This is a genomic window from Lentzea sp. NPDC006480, assembly GCF_040611995.1.
GTDB lineage: Bacteria > Actinomycetota > Actinomycetes > Mycobacteriales > Pseudonocardiaceae > Lentzea.
Genome location: NZ_JBEXPJ010000009.1, coordinates 58,287 through 75,966, shown reverse-complemented (window position 1 = coordinate 75,966; position 17,680 = coordinate 58,287). Strand labels below are relative to the sequence as shown.

Sequence of the window (17,680 nt, the reverse complement as noted above, 5' to 3'; positions counted from 1 at the left end):
CGGACAACCTCCGCACGCTCGCCATGACCGAGACGACCGCTTCGAAGATCACAACCTACGACAAGCTGACGCCTCCTGGTCTGCTCCAGACCAGGAGCTATGCCCACGAAGTGCTGGCCGCGAGCGATCGAGGAGCCCGAGAACACGCTGTACAAGTTCGAGAAGGCGCTGCCAGTGGTCTACACCGAGAACGACCTGGCCCGTGTCTTCGCCCAGGACGGCGCCGCGGTCAAGAGGGCCGAGAAGCTCTTTGCGCGGTTGGACTGCGCCGCCTTGACCTTCTTGATCGACGCCTGGCAGGCACTCGTCGAGCAGGTCAAAGCTCCCAGCTGACGAAGGCGCCGTCGTCGATCGACCCGCCCGCCTTCTTGTAGGTGGCCTGGGCCGCCGCGTCGTCCGCGGCGGTGCCGGTCCACATCGCGTAGCAACCCCGTTCCGCGGCAAGGGCTTTCAACGCCTCCACCAGCGCGGTGCCGATGCCTCGGCGCAGGAACGCGTCGTCCACGCCCAGCTCGTAGAGGAACATCTCGGTGCCCTTGTCCGGGTGGGTGGTCTCCACTCCGGACACGAACCCGGCCGGCTGGTCGCCGAGGTAGGCGATCAGCAGGTGGCTGTGATCCTGCGCCAGGAACCGCGACGTCGCGTCCGGCAGCGGCGGCGCGTCGAACAGGTGCGCGGCGGCGAACACGTCGTCGGGGGTGGCGGCGCGGCGGATCTTCATACCGCCAGGCTAGGTGAACTTTCCGGCGGAAGCCCGAAGGCGCGTCAGCGGTCCTCGACGACGGCCGGCAGCTTGCCGTTCTTGACGAGGTCGACGAGAGCGGCGTGGTCGGCCTCGGTCTGGTCGGCGTAGTCGAACGCGTACTTGGCGAAGGCCTCGTCGAGGTCCTCGCCGCCGCCGTTCTGGAAGTACCCGGCGAGCAGCCGCGGGTCGAGGGAGCGCGTGTGCGCGCGAGCCAGCAGAGCGCCCGCGAAACGGCCGTAGTCGTCGAGGTCGTCGCGCTTCAACGTGGTCGCGTCGATCTCGCCCTTGCGGTTGCGGAACTGCCGCACGATGAACGGGCGGCCCTCGATCGTGGTCCAGCCCAGCAGGATGTCCGTCTCGGCCTGCACGAGCCGCGCGCCGTGCACGATCCGCTTGCCCTCGTGCTTGGCGGGTTCGACGTCCAGGAACGGCTCCAGCGCTGATGCACGAGCCTCCTTGGCCTGCAACACCAAGGCCTCGGTTCCGTTGCCGTGCAAGAGGATGAGGTAGTTGCGCAGGCCGACGCTGCCGGTGCCGACGACGCGGAACGCCACGTCCGACACGCCGTAGCGCATGATCAGGTTGCGGCGCGACTCGCGCAGAGTGTCCACGTAGGACGGAAGCGCGCCGATCACGGCACGCTCAGTCTCGGCAGACACATCGGTGAAGGTCGGCGGGTTCGTGATGAAGCGCCACTTCTCGCCGTCGTGGGCGGTCCACTTCGCGGCGAACCGGGCGCTGGTGTTCTTGCGGGACTTCTCGGCGGCCTTGGAGAAGTCGTTGATCAGGTCGTCGGCCTTCACCTTCGACAGCACCGACTCGTCGCCCAGCGCGGTCCACGAGTCCATGAACGGCTGCTCCGCGAGGTGCTTTATCGCACCTCGGTACGCGCGCACGGCGTCCTCGGCGGCGTCGCGGCAACCCTTGTCCGACACGCCACCGGTGCGCCCGGCCAGCACCAGAGACGCGACGAGGCGCTTGAGGTCCCACTCCCACGGGCCGGGCTGCGTCTCGTCGAAGTCGTTGATGTCCATGACGATCTGGCCCTCGGGCGTGCCGTAGAGGCCGAAGTTCGCTGCGTGTGCATCACCGCACAACTGAGCGTGAAGACCGGTCGCGCAGCCAGTGGCGAGATCGCCTGCCTGCAGTCCGGCGGCACCGCGGAAGAACGCGAACGGGTTGGCGAGCATCCGGCCGATCCGCAACGGGATCAGGTGCTCCAGGCGTCCTTCGTTGCTGGCGTTCATGAACTCCAGCACAGAAGGCCTCGACGCAGCCAACGACACCGCCCGATGCGCCTTGAAGTCCACAGAGGACCTCAGCGCACGCCCGGCCGCGTACACCTCTTCCGGCTCAGTCCACGTGCCCAACGCCGCAGCAGCCTCAGCCCGAACCCGTTCACCCATACGAGTAATCATGCCCCAGCGAAAACCATGAACGGCTCTTTCCTGGACCTCAGGTCCAGGAAAGAGCCGTTCATGGAGCACCAAATCAGCCCAAAGCGGGGCGAACCACCTCGGCGATGGCGGCTACGCCCATGTCGATCTCGTCACGGGTGATGACCAGAGGCGGGGCTACGCGGAGGGTGGTGGCCTGGGTCTCCTTGCACAGGACGCCGCGGGCCGCGAGTGCCTCGGAGGCCGCGCGACCGACCGGGCCGCCGGGGGAGATCTCGACACCGGCCCACAGGCCACGCCCGCGCACCTCGGCGATGCCGGAACCCACCAGCGCACCCAGCGAGGAGTGCAGGTAGGCGCCCAGCTCACGCGAGCGCTCCTGGTACTCGCCGGTTTCGAGCAGTCGGACGACGGCGCGGCCGACGGCGCAGGCCAGCGGGTTGCCGCCGAACGTGGAGCCGTGCTCGCCGGGCTTCAGCACGCCCAGCACCGCGCGAGAACCGACCACCGCGGACACCGGCAGGATGCCGCCGCCCAAAGCCTTGCCGAGCGTGTACAAATCCGCCCGCACACCCTCGTGATCGAGAGCGAACAGGTCGCCGGTGCGGCCGAGACCGGACTGGATCTCGTCGGCGATCATCAGCACGTTGTGCTCGTCGCACAGGCGGCGGATGCCCGGCAGGTACCCGGCGGGCGGCACGACGACGCCGGCCTCACCCTGGATCGGCTCGATCAGAACCGCGGCGGTGCGGGGCGTGATCGCGGACTCGATCTCGTCGAGGTTGCCGTACTTGACGACCTTGAAGCCCGGTGTGAAGGGGCCGAAGTCGTTGCGCGCTGTCTCGTCGGTCGAGAACGACACGATGGTCGTGGTGCGGCCGTGGAAGTTGGAGCCGGCCACGATGATCTCGGCGGTGCCCTCGGGCACCCGCTTGACCTGGTAGGCCCACTTGCGCGCGACCTTGATCGCGGACTCCACGGCCTCGGCGCCGGAGTTCATCGCGAGCACCATCTCGGTGCCGGTCAGCTCGGCGAGCTCACGGCAGAACAGGCCGAACTGGTCGTGGTGGAACGCGCGGCTGGTCAGCGTCACGCGGCCGAGCTGCTCGATCGTGGCGGCCACCAGGGCGGGGTGGCGGTGACCGAAGTTCAGCGACGAGTAGCCGGACAGGAAGTCCAGGTAGCGGCGGCCTTCGACGTCGGTGACCCACGCTCCCTCGCCATGCGACAGGACCACCGGCAGCGGGTGGTAGTTGTGCGTGCTCCATTCCTCGTCGAGGGTGATGTAGTCAGCGCTGGTGGTGGTGTTGTGCTCAGCGATGGCGGTCATCCTCCAAGGCTAGGGGCCGGAACAAGCGATTTCATCCGCGAAGTGTTGCGGAGAACCGTCAAACGTTGCATAGATTCACCGAACAGTGGGTGATCTTTGCGCGACGGGCGGAAACAACGGTTCATCGCTACGCTCGGTCGATGGCGAAGAAGTCGGTTCGTGAAGCTCTGCGACTCGATGAGGTGGATCTCTCCACCCTCGACCCGGCCGGGCGTCCGATCGGTCCCAAGAACAAGAAGGAAGCGGCCGAGGACCTCGCCGCCACCGGGGCCGAGCTGGACGACCTGCAGGAAGCTCTGTACGCGGAGAACTCTCGCGCGGTGCTGCTCGTGCTGCAAGGGATGGACACCTCGGGCAAGGGCGGTGTGATCAGCCACGTCGTCGGCCTGGTGAACCCGCAGGGCGTGCGCATCGCGTCGTTCAAGAAACCGACTCCCGCCGAACGCCGCCAGCACTTCCTCACCCGGATCAGGAAGGTGCTGCCCGAGAAGGGGCGCATCGGGGCGTTCGACCGCTCCCACTACGAGGACGTGCTCGTGCCCAAGGTCGAGCGTCTGCTCACGGCCGCGGAGATCAAAAGCCGCTACCGGGAGATCAACGCGTTCGAGCAGGGGCTCGCGGACGGTGGCACCACGGTGGTCAAGTGCTTCCTGCACATCTCGCCGGAGGTCCAGAAGGAACGGCTGCTTGCCCGTTTGGACGACCCGCGCAAGCACTGGAAGTACAACCCCGCGGACATCGACGTGCGCTCGAAGTGGTCCAAGTACCAGGACGCGTACACGCAGGCGTTGAAGAACTGCCACGAGACGCCCTGGTACGCGATTCCCAGTGACCGCAAGTGGTATCGCAACTGGGCGGTGTCCCAGTTGCTCCTGGAGACCATGCGCGAGATGGACCCGAAGTTCCCGCCGCCCGCCTACGACATCGAGGCCGAGAAGGCCCGGCTGGTGAACAACGACCCGTTGCGCTAGATGCAATCTTCGTTGCACCTCTTGCCTAGCCGTGATGGTCTAGGCCACTGTGGGCTGCGCCGCCGACGAGAGTATCCGGAGGTGCGGACGTGGGTGTGGACCGGCGACGTTTTCTCGGAGCCATGGGTGTGGGAGTTGGGCTGCTGATGACCGGAGGAACCGCTGAGGCGGCCGCTGCCCGGAGAGTGTTCTTCGGCGCCTACACGACGTGGAGCGGTGGCGCCAAGGGCATCGGCATCGGCACCTACGACACGGCGACCGGCCAGCTGAAGACCACCGGCGTGATCAGCGGTGTGGTCAACCCGTCGTTCGTGATCGAGTCGCGGGACGGCCGCTTTCTCTACGCGGTCAACGAGAACACCAAGGGCGAGGTCACCGCGATCGACGCGCGGTCGCTCAAGGTGCTCAACAAGCAGGCGACCGGCGGCGCGGACCCGTGCCACCTGACGCTCGACCCGTCCGGGAAGTTCGTGATCACCGCGGACTACTCGTCGGGTTCGCTCAGCGTGTTCCCGGTGAAGGGCGACGGCAGCCTCGGTGCGCGCACGCAGAAGGTGCAGCACAAGGGGTCCGGGCCGGACCCGGAACGCCAGGAGGGCCCGCACGCGCATCACATCGTGTTCGACCCGGCCGGCAAGTACGCGGCGGCGGTCGACCTGGGCGCGGACTCGGTGTTCGTCTACTCGTTCGTCAACGGCCAGCTCAAGCTCGTGTCGACGGCGAAGTTCAAGCCGGGCGCCGGACCGCGGCACATCGCGTTCCACCCCAACGGCAAGACGGCCTACGTGGCGAACGAGCTGGACTCGACGATCGTGGTCTGTTCGTACGCCGACGGGAAGCTCACGCCAGGCCAGTCGCTGAAGACCGCGCCTGCTTCGGGTGTGCGGAACTACCCGGCCGAGGTGCTGGTGTCGGGCGACGGCAAGCACGTGTACCTGTCGAACCGCGGGCACGACAGCGTGGCGCACTTCTCGGTCAACGGGGCGGAGCTGGCGCTGGTCGGGCACACGCCGGTCGGCGGCAAGTACCCGCGGCACATCACCCTCGACCCGTCGGGCGGGTTCCTGTTCGCGGCCAACCAGAACTCGAACAACGTGACGTCGTTCGCGGTGGACCGGGCGAGCGGCAAGCTGACCCCGTCCGGCACGGCGCTGCAGACCCCGATCCCGGTCTGCGTGCTGCCCACACGTCTGGGTTAACGCTCTTCTGGTCGATCATCCACAGTGGTACTCCGGGCCTTATGGGTCTCATGGCTGGAGTACTGGCAGTAGCTCTGATGGCGCCCGCGCCGTTCGCACCGGAGTACGTCGCACTCGGCGACTCCTACGCGTCCGGTGCGGGCGCTGGTTCTTATGTGGACGGTTCGTGCCGCCGGAGTTCGAACGCTTATCCGGCGTTGCAGGGCAAGGACTTCCCGTCGTTCAAGTTCGTGGCGTGCAGTGGAGCGACCACGAAGTCGTTGAAGTCGCAGTTCAAGGCTCTGTCTCCGGGCACGTCGTTCGTGACGATCACCATCGGCGGCAACGACCTCGGGTTCGTCGACGTGATGACCACCTGCACGCTCAACGGCAACAGCTCGTGCGAGAAACGGGTCGAGAAGGCCCGAGCTTTCGCCCGTGACCAGTTGCCCGCGCGGCTCGACACCACCTATGCCGCGATCAAGGAAGCCGCACCGAGCGCGCAACTGGTCGTGCTCGGCTATCCGCGGCTGTTCACGCCGAACGACGGCTGCCGCACCCTGTCCGCGCGGAAGCGGCAGGCGCTCAACGACGCCGCCGACGAGCTGTCCGACGTGACCGCAGCGGCCGCGCAACGAGCTGGTGCGCGCTATGTCGACGTCAGGGAAGCGTTTGCGGACCACGGCGTCTGCGCGGACGAGCCCTGGATCAACGCGCTGGTCAATCCGACCGACGACTCCTACCACCCGGACAAGGCAGGTCAAGCCGCGTACTTCGAGGCGTTGACAGGCTGACTGCGTAAGTCGTAGCTTACCGTTCGTGGAGACTTACCAAACGGCGTTCGCGGCGCTCGGCGACCCGACCCGCCGCGAGATCTTCACGCTGCTCGTGGCGAGACCGCGGGCGGTGGGGGAGATCGCCGCCGAGCTGCCCGTGTCGCGGCCGGCCGTGTCCCAGCACCTCAAGGTGCTCAAGGAGGCACGGCTGGTCCGCGTCGAAGCCGAGGGAACTCGTCGGCGGTATTCAGTCGACCACGTCGGGGTGGCCGCGATGCGCGACTACCTCGACGACGTCTGGGGTCAGGCACTCGCGAACTTCGCTGCGGTGGTGGAGGAGACATGACAGAGGTCCGGAGATCGGTGCTCGTGAACGCGGGCGCCGACCACGCGTTCAAGGTGTTCACGGAGAAGTTCGTGACCTGGTGGCCGGCCGCGCACCACATCGGCCAGGCGGAGCTGAAGGACGTCGTCGTCGAGCCGAAACAGGGCGGCCGCTGGTACGAGGTCGGCACGGACGGCGCCGAGTGCGAGTGGGGTGAGGTGTTGGCGTGGGAACCGCCGGCGCGGTTGCTGCTGGCCTGGCACCTCGACGGTGACTGGGATTACGACCCGGACCCCGCGCGGGCGTCCGAAGTGGAGATCACCTTCACCGCTGAAGGCGACGGCACGCGCGTTGAGCTGGTGCATCGCAACTTCGAGCGGCACTTCACCAAGCCGGAACGGGTCGAGTCCGGCGTCAGCGGTGAGGGCGGCTGGGGCGGAATTCTGCTCGGCTTCGCCAACGCCTTCGTGTGATCATGCCTGCGTGAATTCGTTGAGGGAGGTCACGGCCACCCGGTATGTGACGCCGTTCCGCGAGGGCGGGTCGATGCCGGGGCTGGTCGAGGCCGACGACCTGGGTATGTACGTGGTGAAGTTCCGCGGCGCCGGGCAGGGCGTGAAGGTGCTGGTCGCCGAGATCATCGTCGGCGAGCTGGCGCGGCGGCTGGGCTTCCGCATACCCGAGATCGTGCTGGTGCACCTCGACCCGGAGCTGGCGCGCGCGGAACCGGACCAGGAGGTCCAGGAGCTGCTGCGGGCCAGTGGCGGCCTCAACCTCGGCCTCGACTACCTGCCGGGCTCGTTCGACTTCAACCCGGTCGTGCGGGATCCGGGCGAGGAGCTCGCGACGAAGCTGCTCTGGTTCGATGCTCTCGTGCTCAACGTCGACCGCAGCTGGCGCAACCCGAACATGCTGCTGTGGCACCGCGAACCGTGGCTGATCGACCACGGCGCCGCGCTGTACTTCCACTACTCCTGGAGCGAGGACCGTCCCGCCACCAAGGCGTACAAGTGGGACGCGTCCGACCACGCGATGCTGCCGAACGCGGGCTCCGTGTCCGATGTGGACGCCGAGATGGCCGCGAAGATCACGCCCGAGCTGCTCGACGAGGTGCTCGCACTGATTCCGGACGAGTGGCTCGAAGGCGATCCGGCGGAACTTCGCCAGCGGTACAAGGACTTCTTCACCTACCGCCTCGCGCACCGCGGCTGGGCCGACGAGCTGGAGGCCGCCCGTGCCGCACGTGTTTGAGTACGCGCTGCTGCGGGCGGTGCCGCGGCAGGAGCGTGGCGAGTTCATGAACGTCGGCGTGATCGTCTACTGCCGCGAACTGGACTTCCTGTGCGCGAAGACCTATGTGGACGGTGACCGGCTGCGGGCGCTCGACCCGCGGCTGGACGTCGAAACGCTGGAGAACAGTCTCAAGCACCTCACGAACTCCTGCGACGGCACACCCGACGCCGGCCCGGTGAGCAGGACAACGGTTGGGCAACGCTTCCGCTGGCTCACCGCTCCGCGCAGCACCATCGTGCAGACCTCACCAGCGCACACCGGATTCACCGAAGACCCGTCGGCCGAGGTCACGCGGCTTTTCGAAGCGCTGGTGCTGCCACCCCGGTAGGTTCGTCGCAACCTGAACGGGCGCACCGCGTCCTGTAGTTGCAAAGCGAATCTAAAGCGATCGGGGTTGGCGACACATGAGCGCTGGGTATCACCACGGCTACCAGCAGCCGCGGCGTCCCATGCCGCCGCAGCGGCCGATGAAGAAGAAGAGGCGTCCCGGACGCGTCATTCTGGTGCTGTTGCTCGTCCTGGTGGTGGGTGTGGTCGGATTCGGTTTCTACGTCGACTCGACGTTGAAGCGGATCGACGCGCTGCCCGACTACGAGGGTCGTCCCGCGGAGACGCCGGGCACCACGTGGCTGCTCGTCGGTTCCGACGCACGCGACGGGCTGACGCAGGAGGAGAAGGACAAGCTCGCCACCGGTGACGCGGCAGGCAGCCGCACCGACTCCATCATGATGCTGCACCTGCCGGACAACAGCGCCGCCAAGCCGGTACTGCTCTCGCTCCCGCGCGACTCCTACGTGGCGATCGAGGGCAACGGCCGCAACAAGATCAACGCTTCCTTCGCGATCGGCGGGCCGCAGCTGCTCGTGAAGACCGTCGAGGGTGCCACCGGCGTGCGGATCGACCACTACATGGAGATCGGCTTCGGCGGGTTCTCGAACATCGTCGACGCGGTGGGTGGCGTCGACATCTGCCTCGACGAGCCGATCAAGGACCCGATGGCCGGCATCGACCTGCCCGCGGGCTGCCAGGAGCTCGACGGTCCGAAGGCGCTCGGGTTCGTGCGGACCCGCTACACGTTCGCGACCTCCGACCTGCAGCGCGTGCAGAACCAGCGGAAGTTCCTGTCCGCGTTGTTCGAGAAGGTCAAGAGCCCGGCCACGCTCGTGAACCCGTTCCGCATGGTGCCGCTGATGAACGCGGCGTCCGGCTCGGTGTCGGTCAACGAGGACGACCACGTGTGGAACCTGGCCGGTGTCGCGCTGAACATCAGTGACGCGACCTCCGGCACCGTGCCGATCAGCGGCACCCCGAACATCGGTGGCCAGTCGGTCGTGCAGTGGAACAAGGAGAAGGCTTCGCAGCTCTTCGACCTGATCAGCAAGGACCAGCCGGTGCCCGCCGAGCTGATCGCACCACCGAAGTAACTAGGACTTGACGGGCTCGGAAGTGGGCTCCGAGCTGGTCAACCCGGCCTCCTGTGCGATCTCTTCGAGCTCGCGCAGGAGGTCGTCGTAAATCGGCGTCGCTGACATGGTGGTGCCCCCTCTTGCTGATCTTCCCCCGTTCAGGTGACGGGAGCTTACGCCCCTGTACCCGTTCTTCATGCCACATATGCAGTTGAGACGCTAAATGTTGGCTAAAGCCACGTTGTGACCAGGCACTATGTGGGCCCGCCACATGTTGATCACGCCCTGTGACGCCTACCGTTTCCGGTCATGTCGAGTGTCACGGGTCACACCGCGCTGGTCACCGGAGCCGCGAGCGGCATCGGCCTGGCCTGCGCCCACGCCCTGTCCGCCGCGGGCGCCAAGGTTCATCTGGTCGACCTCGACCCGAACGTGCGGGACATCGCGTCCGAGATCGGCGGGGTCGGGCACGTTCTCGACCTGACCTCGCCGGTGGACGCGTTGCCCGCCGAGGTCGACGTGCTGGTCAACAACGCAGGTGTCCAGCACGTCGCACCGATTCACGAGTTCCCGGTCACGCGGTTCTCCTCGATGCTCGAACTGATGCTCGGAGCCGCGTTCCGGTTGACCCGGCACGTGTTGCCGCACATGTACTCGCGCGGCTGGGGCCGGTTGGTGCACATCTCCAGCGTGCACGGGCTGCGCGCCTCCGCCTTCAAATCCGCTTACGTCGCCGCGAAGCACGGTCTTGAGGGGTTCTCCAAGGTCGCTGCTCTCGAAGGCGCTCCGCACGGTGTCACGTCGAACTGCGTGGCGCCGGGGTATGTGCGGACTCCGCTGGTGGAGAAGCAGATCGCGGACCAGGCTCGTGTGCACGGCATTCCCGAGGACGAGGTCTCGTCCCAGATCTTCTTGCAGCGCAGTGCGGTGAAGCGGCTGATCGAACCTTCCGAGGTCGCGGACGCCGTGCTGTGGTTGTGCGAGAACAGCTTTGTCACAGGCACGTCGTTGGCCGTCGACGGCGGCTGGACCGCTCAATGAGGAGTTGTCGATGATCAAAAAGGTAGTAGGCGCTTCGCTCATCGGAACAACTGTCGAGTGGTACGACTTCTTTCTGTACGGGTCTGCCGCCGCGCTGGTGTTCAACAAGCTGTTCTTCCCGACCGCGGATCCGTTGAACGGCACGTTGTTGGCTTTCACGACGTACGCGATCGGCTTCCTCGCGCGGCCGTTGGGCGGGCTGGTGTTCGGGCACTTCGGCGACCGGTTGGGGCGCAAGAAGTTGCTCGTGTTGTCGCTGCTGCTGATGGGCGGCGCGACGATGCTCATGGGCGTGCTGCCGACGTACGCGTCGGTGGGTGTGCTGGCACCGGTGCTGCTGACGCTTCTGCGGCTGGTGCAGGGCTTTGCGTTGGGCGGCGAGTGGGGCGGGGCCGTGCTGATCGTGTCGGAGCACGGTGATCCGGCTCGGCGCGGGTTCTGGGCGTCGTGGCCGCAAGCCGGTGTGCCGTGCGGGAACCTGTTGGCGACGGCCGTGCTCGCGGTGCTGGCGGCGGTGCAGTCGGACGCGGACTTCCTCGCGTGGGGCTGGCGGATTCCGTTCCTGCTGTCGGGTGTGCTCGTGGTGATCGGGCTGTGGATTCGGCTGACGGTCTCGGAGTCGCCGGTCTTCCTCGCCGCCCAAGAAAAACTGGCACAGCAGAAGGCGTCGAAGCCGGAGAAGGCACCGGCGCTGGAGCTGCTGAAGCACAACTGGCGCGAGGTGCTCATCGCGATGGGCGCGCGGTTCGCGGAGAACGTGTCGTACTACGTGATCACGGCGTTCATCCTGGTGTACGTGGTGACCGGGCTCGGGTTGTCGAAGTCGGTGGGCCTCAACGCGGTGCTGATCGCGTCGGCCGTGCACCTGGTGACGATTCCGGTGTGGGGTCACCTGTCGGACAAGTTCGGGCGGCGGTCGATCTACCTGATCGGCGCGGTCGGCATGGGAGCGTGGATCTTCGCGTTCTTCGCGTTGCTCGACACCAAGGACCCGGTGCTGATCACGGTGGCGACGACGGTCGGCCTGGTGCTGCACGGCGCCATGTACGGGCCGCAGGCGGCGTTCTTCTCGGAGCTGTTCGGGACGCGGGTGCGGTACTCCGGTGCGTCGGTCGGCTACCAGCTGGCGTCGATCGCGGCCGGTGCTTTGGCGCCGCTCATCGCGACGGCGTTGCTGAAGGAGTACAAGTCGTCGTTCCCGATCGCGCTGTACGTGGTGATCACGTGCGTGATCACGGTGGCGGCGATCGCCCTGGCGCGGGAGACCCGTGGTGCGGATCTGGAGGAACGTGACAGGGTTGGGGTGTGACACGACGGCGTGAGGCCGAACTGGCGGCGTTGTTCGAGACCGCGTCCGAGCTCGCGGGCATGCGCGACCCGGACGCGGTTCTCCGCTCGATCGTGAGGCGGGCCAGGACGCTGCTCGGCACCGACGTGTCCTACCTGTCGATGAACGACCCGGCCGGCACCTACATGAGGGTGACGGACGGGTCGTTCTCGCCGCTCTTCCAGAAGGTGCGGCTGGGGCTCGGCGAAGGCCTGGGCGGACTGGTGGCGCAGACCGCCCGGCCGTACGCGACTTCCGACTACTTCCGAGACGCGCGGTTCAACCACACCAACCCGATCGACTCGGCCGTGCACGACGAGGGTCTGGTGGCGATCCTGGGCGTGCCGCTGAAGCTCGACTCGAAGGTCATCGGTGTGTTGTACGCGGCTGATCGGACCTCGCGCGAGTTCCCGGCGGAGGAAGTGGCTTTGTTGCAGTCGCTGGCTGATCACGCGGCCATCGCGATCGACACGGCGTCGTTGTTCGCCACGATCCAGTCGCACAACGAGGCCATGAAACGTGCTGAGGAAGCACACGATCGGCTGACGGACCTGGTTCTGCGTGGTGGGTCGTCGGCCGAGGTGGCGGCGGCCGTGGGGGAGTTGCTCGGCGGGCCTGTTGAGGTGCTGGATTCCGTGCCCACGCTGGCCGTGCGGGCCAACGGACGGGCTGTGCTGCTCGACGGCGTGTGGGTGTGCGCGGTGCTGGCCGGGTCGGAGCTGCTGGGCGGGATCGCGTTGTCGGGGCGACCCGATCTGTCGGATGCGGACCGGCGGGTGTTCGAACGGTCGGCTGCCGTGACGGCGTTGTTGTTGCTGTTGCGGAGAACCGTTGCCGAGGCGGAGAACAAGGTCCGCGGCGAGCTGATCACCGACATCCTGGACGGGCGGGATCCGGCCGGGCTGCTGGCCCGTGCTCGGCGGGTCGGGGTTGAGCTGACCGAGCCGCACGTGGTGCTGGTGGCGGACGGGAATCTCTCCGGCGCGACGCACTACGCGTCGGTCTGCAGAGGACTGGCCGGTGCTCGTGGCCGTGAGGTCGTGCTGGCGTTGCCTTCTACTTCCACCGATGTCGCTCGTGAGGTCGCGAAGGCGCTGGACGCGACGGTCGGGGCGTGCGGGCCGGTCACCGGGCCGGTGGCGATCGCGGCGGCCTATGAGGAGGCCCGCCGGTGTCTGAAGGCGTTGCGGCAGCTGGGGCGGGACAAGGATGCCGCGACGTTGGACGACCTGGGGTTCGTCGGCGTGCTGCTGGGCGACCGGGCAGATGTCTCGGGATACGTGCGGTCGGTGCTCGGGCCGGTGCTCGACTACGACGCCGAGCGCGGCACCGAGTTGGTGCACACGCTGGAGGTCTACTTCCGGTGCGGCGCGAACCTGAGTCGTGCCAAGGCCGAGCTGCACCTCCACGTCAACACGGTCACGCAACGGCTCGACCGGGTCTCGTCGTTGCTCGGCGACTGGCAGTCGCCGGACCGCGTGCTGGAGGTGCAGCTCGCCTTGCGGCTACTTCGCCTGCAGGGTTAGCGCGTCGCCCGCCGGCGCGTCCGAGTTGCCGAACGGTTTGGCGATGGCCATGTAGACCAGTCCGATGCCGACCACGAGCGCGCCGCTGAGGATCACGACGTAGTTGTCGTACCAGGGCGCGTCCGGGGTGCGCGGCCAGACCATGTTGACCATCGCCGCGACGCCGTACGCGAGCGCCAGCACGTTGATGATCAGGCCCCAGCGGCCGAGCGTGAACTCGCCCGACGGCGTCCAGCCCTTGAGCCGGGCCCGGAGTGCCGCGAACACGACCATCTGGAAGCCCAGGTAGATGCCGAGCGTCGCGAACGACACGATCTTGTCCAGCGCGTTCGTGGACAGCATCGACGCGAACACGATGACCGCCGGGATGATGCCGGCCAGCGCGAGCGCGTACGGCGGGATGTGCCGCTTCTGGTTGAACTTCGCGAGTGCCTTGTGCCCGAACAGCATCTTGTCGCGGGCGTAGGAGTAGGTCAGCCGGGACGCCGCCGCCTGCAGGGACATCGTGCAGGACAGGAACGAGATCAGCACGACACCGATCACGATCTTGTAGCCGACCGGGCCGAACGCGGTGGTCAGGACGTTCGTGACCGGGTCGGCGTCGGTGCCGTCGATGACCTTGCCGAAGTCCGGCACCGCGAGCAGCAGCGACAGGCACGCGAACGTCGCCGCCGCGCCGCCGATGTAGATGGTGCGGCGCATGGCCTTCGGGATGACGCGGCCGGGGTCCTTGACCTCCTCCGCGGTGTCACCGCAGGCCTCGAAGCCGTAGTACTGGTAGAGGCCGATGATGCCCGCCGCGAAGAACGCGGGCAGGTAGCTGCCTCCACCGCCGGCGCCGAAGCTGTCGAAGATGACGCCCAGACCGTGGAGCCGGTGGTTGACGAGCAACCAGATGCCGACCGCGAGCGCACCGATGATCTCCGCGGCGAACCCGAAGATCGCTGCCCAGGACAGCACTTTCGTGCCCGCGTAGTTGATCAGCGTGGAGACCGCGATGATCGCGACCGCGCACAGCACGGTGTTGCCCGTCGTGGCGGTGTAGCCGAGAAGTGTTGCCAGATAAGGGCCCGCGCCGTAGCTGACCGACGCGATGGTGACCAGCAGGGCGATCATGTAGACCCAGCCGGTCATCCACGCCCAGCGCTTGCCCCACAGGCGGCGTGCCCAGGGATAGACACCGCCCGCGACCGGGAACTGCGCGACCAGCTCGCCGAACACGAGCGCGACCAGGAACTGACCGACGCCCGCGACGACGAAGCTCCAGATCATCGGCGGGCCGCCGAGCATCAGGGCCGTGCCGAACAACGTGTACGTGCTGACGACGGGGGAGAGGTAGGTGAAGCCGAGCGAGAAGTTCGCCCAGGGGCTCATGTCCCGCTTGAACTCGGACGTGTAGCCGAGGTCCTTGAGCCTGTCTTCGGCTGTTGGCAGTGTGGCTGTCATCCGGCCGCCCCCTTGATCAGATCTGCGGCTCGTTCTCCAATCATGAGAACCGTGACCATCGGGTTGACGGTCGGCATGGTGGGGAACACGGATGCGTCGACGACGCGCAGGCCTTCGAGTCCGATGACCTTGAGGTCACCGTCCACAACGGACCCGATCGCGCACGTGCCGGCCGGGTGGTAGACGGTGTGGGCGGCTTTGCGGCCGTACTCGGACAGAGCCTCGTCGCTGGTGACGTCCGGGCCGGGCGCGATCTCCCGCTTGAGCCACGACTTCAGCGGTTCCTGCTCGGCGATCTTGCGGGCGATCTTGAAGCCGTCGACCAGGGTCTGCTCGTCGTAGCCGTCGGGGTTGGTGAAGTACCCGAAATCCAGCGCGGGCTTCTCGGCCGGGTCGTTCGACTTCAGCCACAGCCTGCCCTTGCTGTGCGGCCTCGGGATGTTCGGCGTCATGCAGACCCCGTGCTCCACCTTCGGGTAGCCGAGGCGTTCCGTGTTGGTGGTGAACGGAATCTGGTAGAAGTGGAACATCAGGTCCGGGCGCGGGTCGGACTCGTCGCGGCGGATGAACAGGCCCGCGTCGGAGTCCATCACCGAGTTCTCCGGCAGCGGTTTCGTGGTCTCCCAGACGATCACCGACTCGGGGTGGTCGAGCAGGTTCTCGCCGACGCCGGGCAGGTCGTGCTTGACCTCGATGCCGATGTCGCTCAGGTGTTCCGCGTCGCCGACACCGGAGAGGTTGAGCAGGCGGGGCGTGTCGATCGCGCCCGCGCAGAGCAGAACCTCTTTGTTCGCCTCGATGAAGCCCTTGTCGGTGTGCACGCCGATCGCGCGGTTGCCGTCGAACTCGATCTTGCCGGCCCAGGTGTTGAGCAGCAGGGTCAGGTTCTTGCGGCTGTCGAGGATCGGGTGCAGGTACGCCGTGGACGCCGACGAGCGCTGGTTGTTCTTCTCCGGGTGGTAGGCGATGGAGAAGAAGCCGACGCCGTCCTCGAACGGCTTGGCGTTGAAGTCGTTGACCTCCGGGACGTTCACGGCCTCTTGCGCGGCGGTGACGAAGTCCTTGGCGATCGGGTTCCGGTCCTTCTCCTCGACCGGGATGATGTTGAGCGCGACCTTGTCGTAGTACGGGCCGAGCGCGTCCCACGTCCAGCCGTGGCCCCAGTCGTCGAAGTCCTGGGGCAGCGGGTTGAAGCAGATCAGCGTGTTGTGGCTGGAACATCCGCCCAGCACCTTGGCGCGGCTGTGGCGAATGTGCGAGTTGCCGCGCGGCTGCTCGACCGTGGGGTAGTCGTAGTCGTACTCGGTCTCGAGCAGGTTGATCCAGTTGCGCAGGTTGAGGATCTTCTCGTCGCCGACGTCGGACGGACCGCCCTCGATGACCGCGACCGTGACGTTCTCGTCTTCGGTGAGTCTCGCGGCGAGCACACAGCCCGCCGTTCCGCCGCCGACGATCACGTAGTCATATGCGGTCACTTGTCGTCCTTTCGCGCGAACCAGTTCTGTGCTTGCGGCTTGAGGTTCTGGTAGACGTGCTTGGGCTCGGTGTACTCGTGCAGGCCCGCGGTGCCGAGCTCACGCCCGACGCCGGACCGCTTGAAGCCACCCCACTCGGCCTGCGGCAGGTACGGGCCGAACTCGTTGATCCAGACCGTGCCGTGGCGGAGCTTCTTGGCCACGCGCTGGGCCTTGTCGAGGTCCTGGGTCCAGACACCGCCCGCGAGGCCGTACTCGGTGTCGTTGCCGAGGAACGTGGCCTCCTGCTCGGTCTCGAAGCGCTCGGCGGTGATGATCGGGCCGAACGTCTCGTCCCGCACCAGCTTCATGTCGCGCGTGCAGTCCGCGTAGACCGTGGGGCGGAAGAAGAAACCGTTACGCAGCTCGGGTTCGTCCGGGCGCTTGCCGCCTGCTTTGAGGGTCGCGCCCTCCTGCTCGGCGATCTCGACGTAGCTCTCGACCTTGGCGCGGTGCTCGGCGCTGACGAGCGGCCCGGACTCGGTGTCCTCGTCGAAACCGTTGCCCAGCTTGATTTTGTCGGCCCTGCGCGCCACCTCGGTGACGAAGTCGTCGTAGATGCTGCTGTGCACGATGAGCCTCGTGCCGGACGAGCAGACCTGGCCGGCGTGGAAGAACGCGGCGGTGAGCGCGTAGTCGACGGCGGTGTCGATGTCCGCGTCCGCGAAGACGATGTTCGGGTTCTTGCCGCCGAGCTCGAGCGCGACCTTCTTCACCGTCTTGGCGGCGCTGGCCATGATCCGCTGGCCGGTGGCGAGGCTGCCGGTGAACGAGACGAGGTCGACGTCGGGGTGTTCGCTCAGCGGTGCGCCGACTTCGGGGCCGGTGCCGAGGACGAGGTTCGCGACACCGTCGGGCAGGCCGGCTTCCTGCAGCAGCTCGAACAGCTTGATGGTGGTGAGCGGCGTGATCTCGCTCGGCTTGGCCACCAGCGTGTTGCCCGCGAGCAGCGCCGGGGCGATCTTCCAGGACATCTGCAGCAGCGGGTAGTTCCAGGGGGCGATCAGGCCGCAGACGCCGACGGGTTCGTAGTCGACGCGGCTGATCACGTCCGCCGGGGCGCCCTGGACGATCTTCGGGTGCAACAGACCGGCGAGGCCGCCGTAGTAGCGGAACACGGAGACGACGTCGTCCACGTCGATGCGGCTCTCGACCAGCGTTTTGCCGGTGTCGAGCGTCTCGGTGCGGGCGATGTCCTCCTTGTCGCGCTCCAGCAGGTCCGCGACCCGGTTCAGCACGGCGGCGCGGTGTTCGGGGCTCGCGTGCTGCCAGTCGCCGTGGTCGAAGGCGGTTCTGGCCTTCGCGATCGCCGAGATCGCCTGTTCGCGGGTTTGGTCTTCGATCTCGGTGAGAACACTCCGGTCGAAGGGGTTGATGATCTGCCGCACCGGCGACACGCCTCCCT

18 protein-coding genes and 1 pseudogene are annotated in these 17,680 nt (G+C 67.1%); 13 read left to right on the top strand and 6 right to left on the bottom strand.

The genetic code is table 11. From position 1 onward, the window contains the following. Nucleotides 1–23: 23 nt before the first annotated feature. A pseudogene (locus ABZX92_RS06175) lies at nucleotides 24–134 on the top strand (Scr1 family TA system antitoxin-like transcriptional regulator); the annotation flags it as partial. Beyond that, nucleotides 100–333, top strand: a complete 234-nt coding sequence (locus ABZX92_RS06170) for a Scr1 family TA system antitoxin-like transcriptional regulator (protein ID WP_355554606.1) — start codon at nucleotides 100–102, stop codon at nucleotides 331–333. The pseudogene ABZX92_RS06175 and the gene ABZX92_RS06170, both read left to right, overlap by 35 nt. On the opposite strand, the gene ABZX92_RS06165 is transcribed toward ABZX92_RS06170, so the two are convergent. The 3 genes from ABZX92_RS06165 to rocD form a co-directional block, all read right to left on the bottom strand. Next, nucleotides 317–721 (bottom strand): GNAT family N-acetyltransferase, encoded by a 405-nt coding sequence (locus tag ABZX92_RS06165; protein WP_045314913.1) that lies wholly within the window; start codon nucleotides 719–721, stop codon nucleotides 317–319. The genes ABZX92_RS06170 and ABZX92_RS06165 overlap by 17 nt on opposite strands. A gap of 44 nt (nucleotides 722–765) precedes the next feature. Then, a complete protein-coding gene (locus ABZX92_RS06160; RefSeq protein WP_355554604.1) occupies nucleotides 766–2,151 on the bottom strand; it encodes a DUF2252 domain-containing protein in 1,386 nt (461 codons plus the stop codon). Between the two features lie 85 nt (nucleotides 2,152–2,236). After that, nucleotides 2,237–3,472 (bottom strand): ornithine--oxo-acid transaminase, encoded by a 1,236-nt coding sequence (gene rocD, locus ABZX92_RS06155; protein WP_355554603.1) that lies wholly within the window; start codon nucleotides 3,470–3,472, stop codon nucleotides 2,237–2,239. Nucleotides 3,473–3,612: 140 nt separating this feature from the next. On the opposite strand from rocD, the gene ABZX92_RS06150 reads away from it, so the two are divergent. From ABZX92_RS06150 to ABZX92_RS06100, 11 genes are all read left to right on the top strand, one after another. Then, nucleotides 3,613–4,443: a PPK2 family polyphosphate kinase gene (locus ABZX92_RS06150; RefSeq protein WP_355554601.1), complete on the top strand. Its 831-nt coding sequence runs from the start codon at nucleotides 3,613–3,615 to the stop codon at nucleotides 4,441–4,443. 122 nt (nucleotides 4,444–4,565) lie between these two features. Then, nucleotides 4,566–5,642 carry a lactonase family protein gene (locus ABZX92_RS06145; RefSeq protein ID WP_355554600.1) on the top strand — a complete coding sequence of 359 codons (1,077 nt, stop codon included), beginning with the start codon at nucleotides 4,566–4,568 and terminating at the stop codon, nucleotides 5,640–5,642. Between the two features lie 50 nt (nucleotides 5,643–5,692). Beyond that, nucleotides 5,693–6,415: an SGNH/GDSL hydrolase family protein gene (locus ABZX92_RS06140; protein WP_355554599.1), complete on the top strand. Its 723-nt coding sequence runs from the start codon at nucleotides 5,693–5,695 to the stop codon at nucleotides 6,413–6,415. Nucleotides 6,416–6,440: 25 nt separating this feature from the next. Beyond that, nucleotides 6,441–6,743: a metalloregulator ArsR/SmtB family transcription factor gene (locus ABZX92_RS06135; RefSeq protein ID WP_045314905.1), complete on the top strand. Its 303-nt coding sequence runs from the start codon at nucleotides 6,441–6,443 to the stop codon at nucleotides 6,741–6,743. Further along, on the top strand, nucleotides 6,740–7,195 hold the full coding sequence (locus tag ABZX92_RS06130) for an SRPBCC family protein (protein WP_355554597.1): 456 nt from the start codon (nucleotides 6,740–6,742) through the stop codon (nucleotides 7,193–7,195). The genes ABZX92_RS06135 and ABZX92_RS06130 overlap by 4 nt, the downstream gene beginning before the upstream one ends. A gap of 10 nt (nucleotides 7,196–7,205) precedes the next feature. Then, a complete protein-coding gene (locus ABZX92_RS06125) occupies nucleotides 7,206–7,973 on the top strand; it encodes a HipA family kinase (protein WP_355554595.1) in 768 nt (255 codons plus the stop codon). Continuing rightward, nucleotides 7,957–8,343 carry a DUF3037 domain-containing protein gene (locus ABZX92_RS06120; protein WP_355554593.1) on the top strand — a complete coding sequence of 129 codons (387 nt, stop codon included), beginning with the start codon at nucleotides 7,957–7,959 and terminating at the stop codon, nucleotides 8,341–8,343. The genes ABZX92_RS06125 and ABZX92_RS06120 overlap by 17 nt, the downstream gene beginning before the upstream one ends. A gap of 76 nt (nucleotides 8,344–8,419) precedes the next feature. Then, a complete protein-coding gene (locus ABZX92_RS06115; protein WP_355554592.1) occupies nucleotides 8,420–9,439 on the top strand; it encodes an LCP family protein in 1,020 nt (339 codons plus the stop codon). A 291-nt stretch (nucleotides 9,440–9,730) separates the two neighbouring features. Continuing rightward, nucleotides 9,731–10,462, top strand: coding sequence for a 3-hydroxybutyrate dehydrogenase (locus ABZX92_RS06110; RefSeq protein WP_355554590.1), 732 nt, complete (start codon nucleotides 9,731–9,733; stop codon nucleotides 10,460–10,462). 10 nt (nucleotides 10,463–10,472) lie between these two features. After that, nucleotides 10,473–11,771, top strand: coding sequence for an MFS transporter (locus ABZX92_RS06105; RefSeq protein WP_355554588.1), 1,299 nt, complete (start codon nucleotides 10,473–10,475; stop codon nucleotides 11,769–11,771). Continuing rightward, nucleotides 11,768–13,315, top strand: a complete 1,548-nt coding sequence (locus ABZX92_RS06100) for a GAF domain-containing protein (RefSeq protein ID WP_355554586.1) — start codon at nucleotides 11,768–11,770, stop codon at nucleotides 13,313–13,315. The genes ABZX92_RS06105 and ABZX92_RS06100 overlap by 4 nt, the downstream gene beginning before the upstream one ends. Here ABZX92_RS06100 and ABZX92_RS06095 read toward each other — a convergent pair. Genes ABZX92_RS06095 through ABZX92_RS06085 form a run of 3 tightly spaced genes read right to left on the bottom strand, consistent with a single transcriptional unit; the run spans nucleotide 13,295 to nucleotide 17,663 of the window. After that, the gene (locus ABZX92_RS06095) at nucleotides 13,295–14,761 is read right to left on the bottom strand and encodes an APC family permease (protein WP_355554584.1); all 1,467 of its coding nucleotides are present in this window, start codon (nucleotides 14,759–14,761) and stop codon (nucleotides 13,295–13,297) included. The two genes, ABZX92_RS06100 and ABZX92_RS06095, sit on opposite strands and share 21 nt — an antisense overlap. Continuing rightward, nucleotides 14,758–16,236 (bottom strand): GMC oxidoreductase, encoded by a 1,479-nt coding sequence (locus ABZX92_RS06090; RefSeq protein ID WP_355554582.1) that lies wholly within the window; start codon nucleotides 16,234–16,236, stop codon nucleotides 14,758–14,760. The genes ABZX92_RS06095 and ABZX92_RS06090 overlap by 4 nt, the downstream gene beginning before the upstream one ends. After that, nucleotides 16,233–17,663 carry an aldehyde dehydrogenase family protein gene (locus ABZX92_RS06085; RefSeq protein ID WP_355554580.1) on the bottom strand — a complete coding sequence of 477 codons (1,431 nt, stop codon included), beginning with the start codon at nucleotides 17,661–17,663 and terminating at the stop codon, nucleotides 16,233–16,235. Before ABZX92_RS06085 ends, ABZX92_RS06090 begins: the two co-directional genes overlap by 4 nt. Nucleotides 17,664–17,680 lie beyond the last annotated feature (17 nt).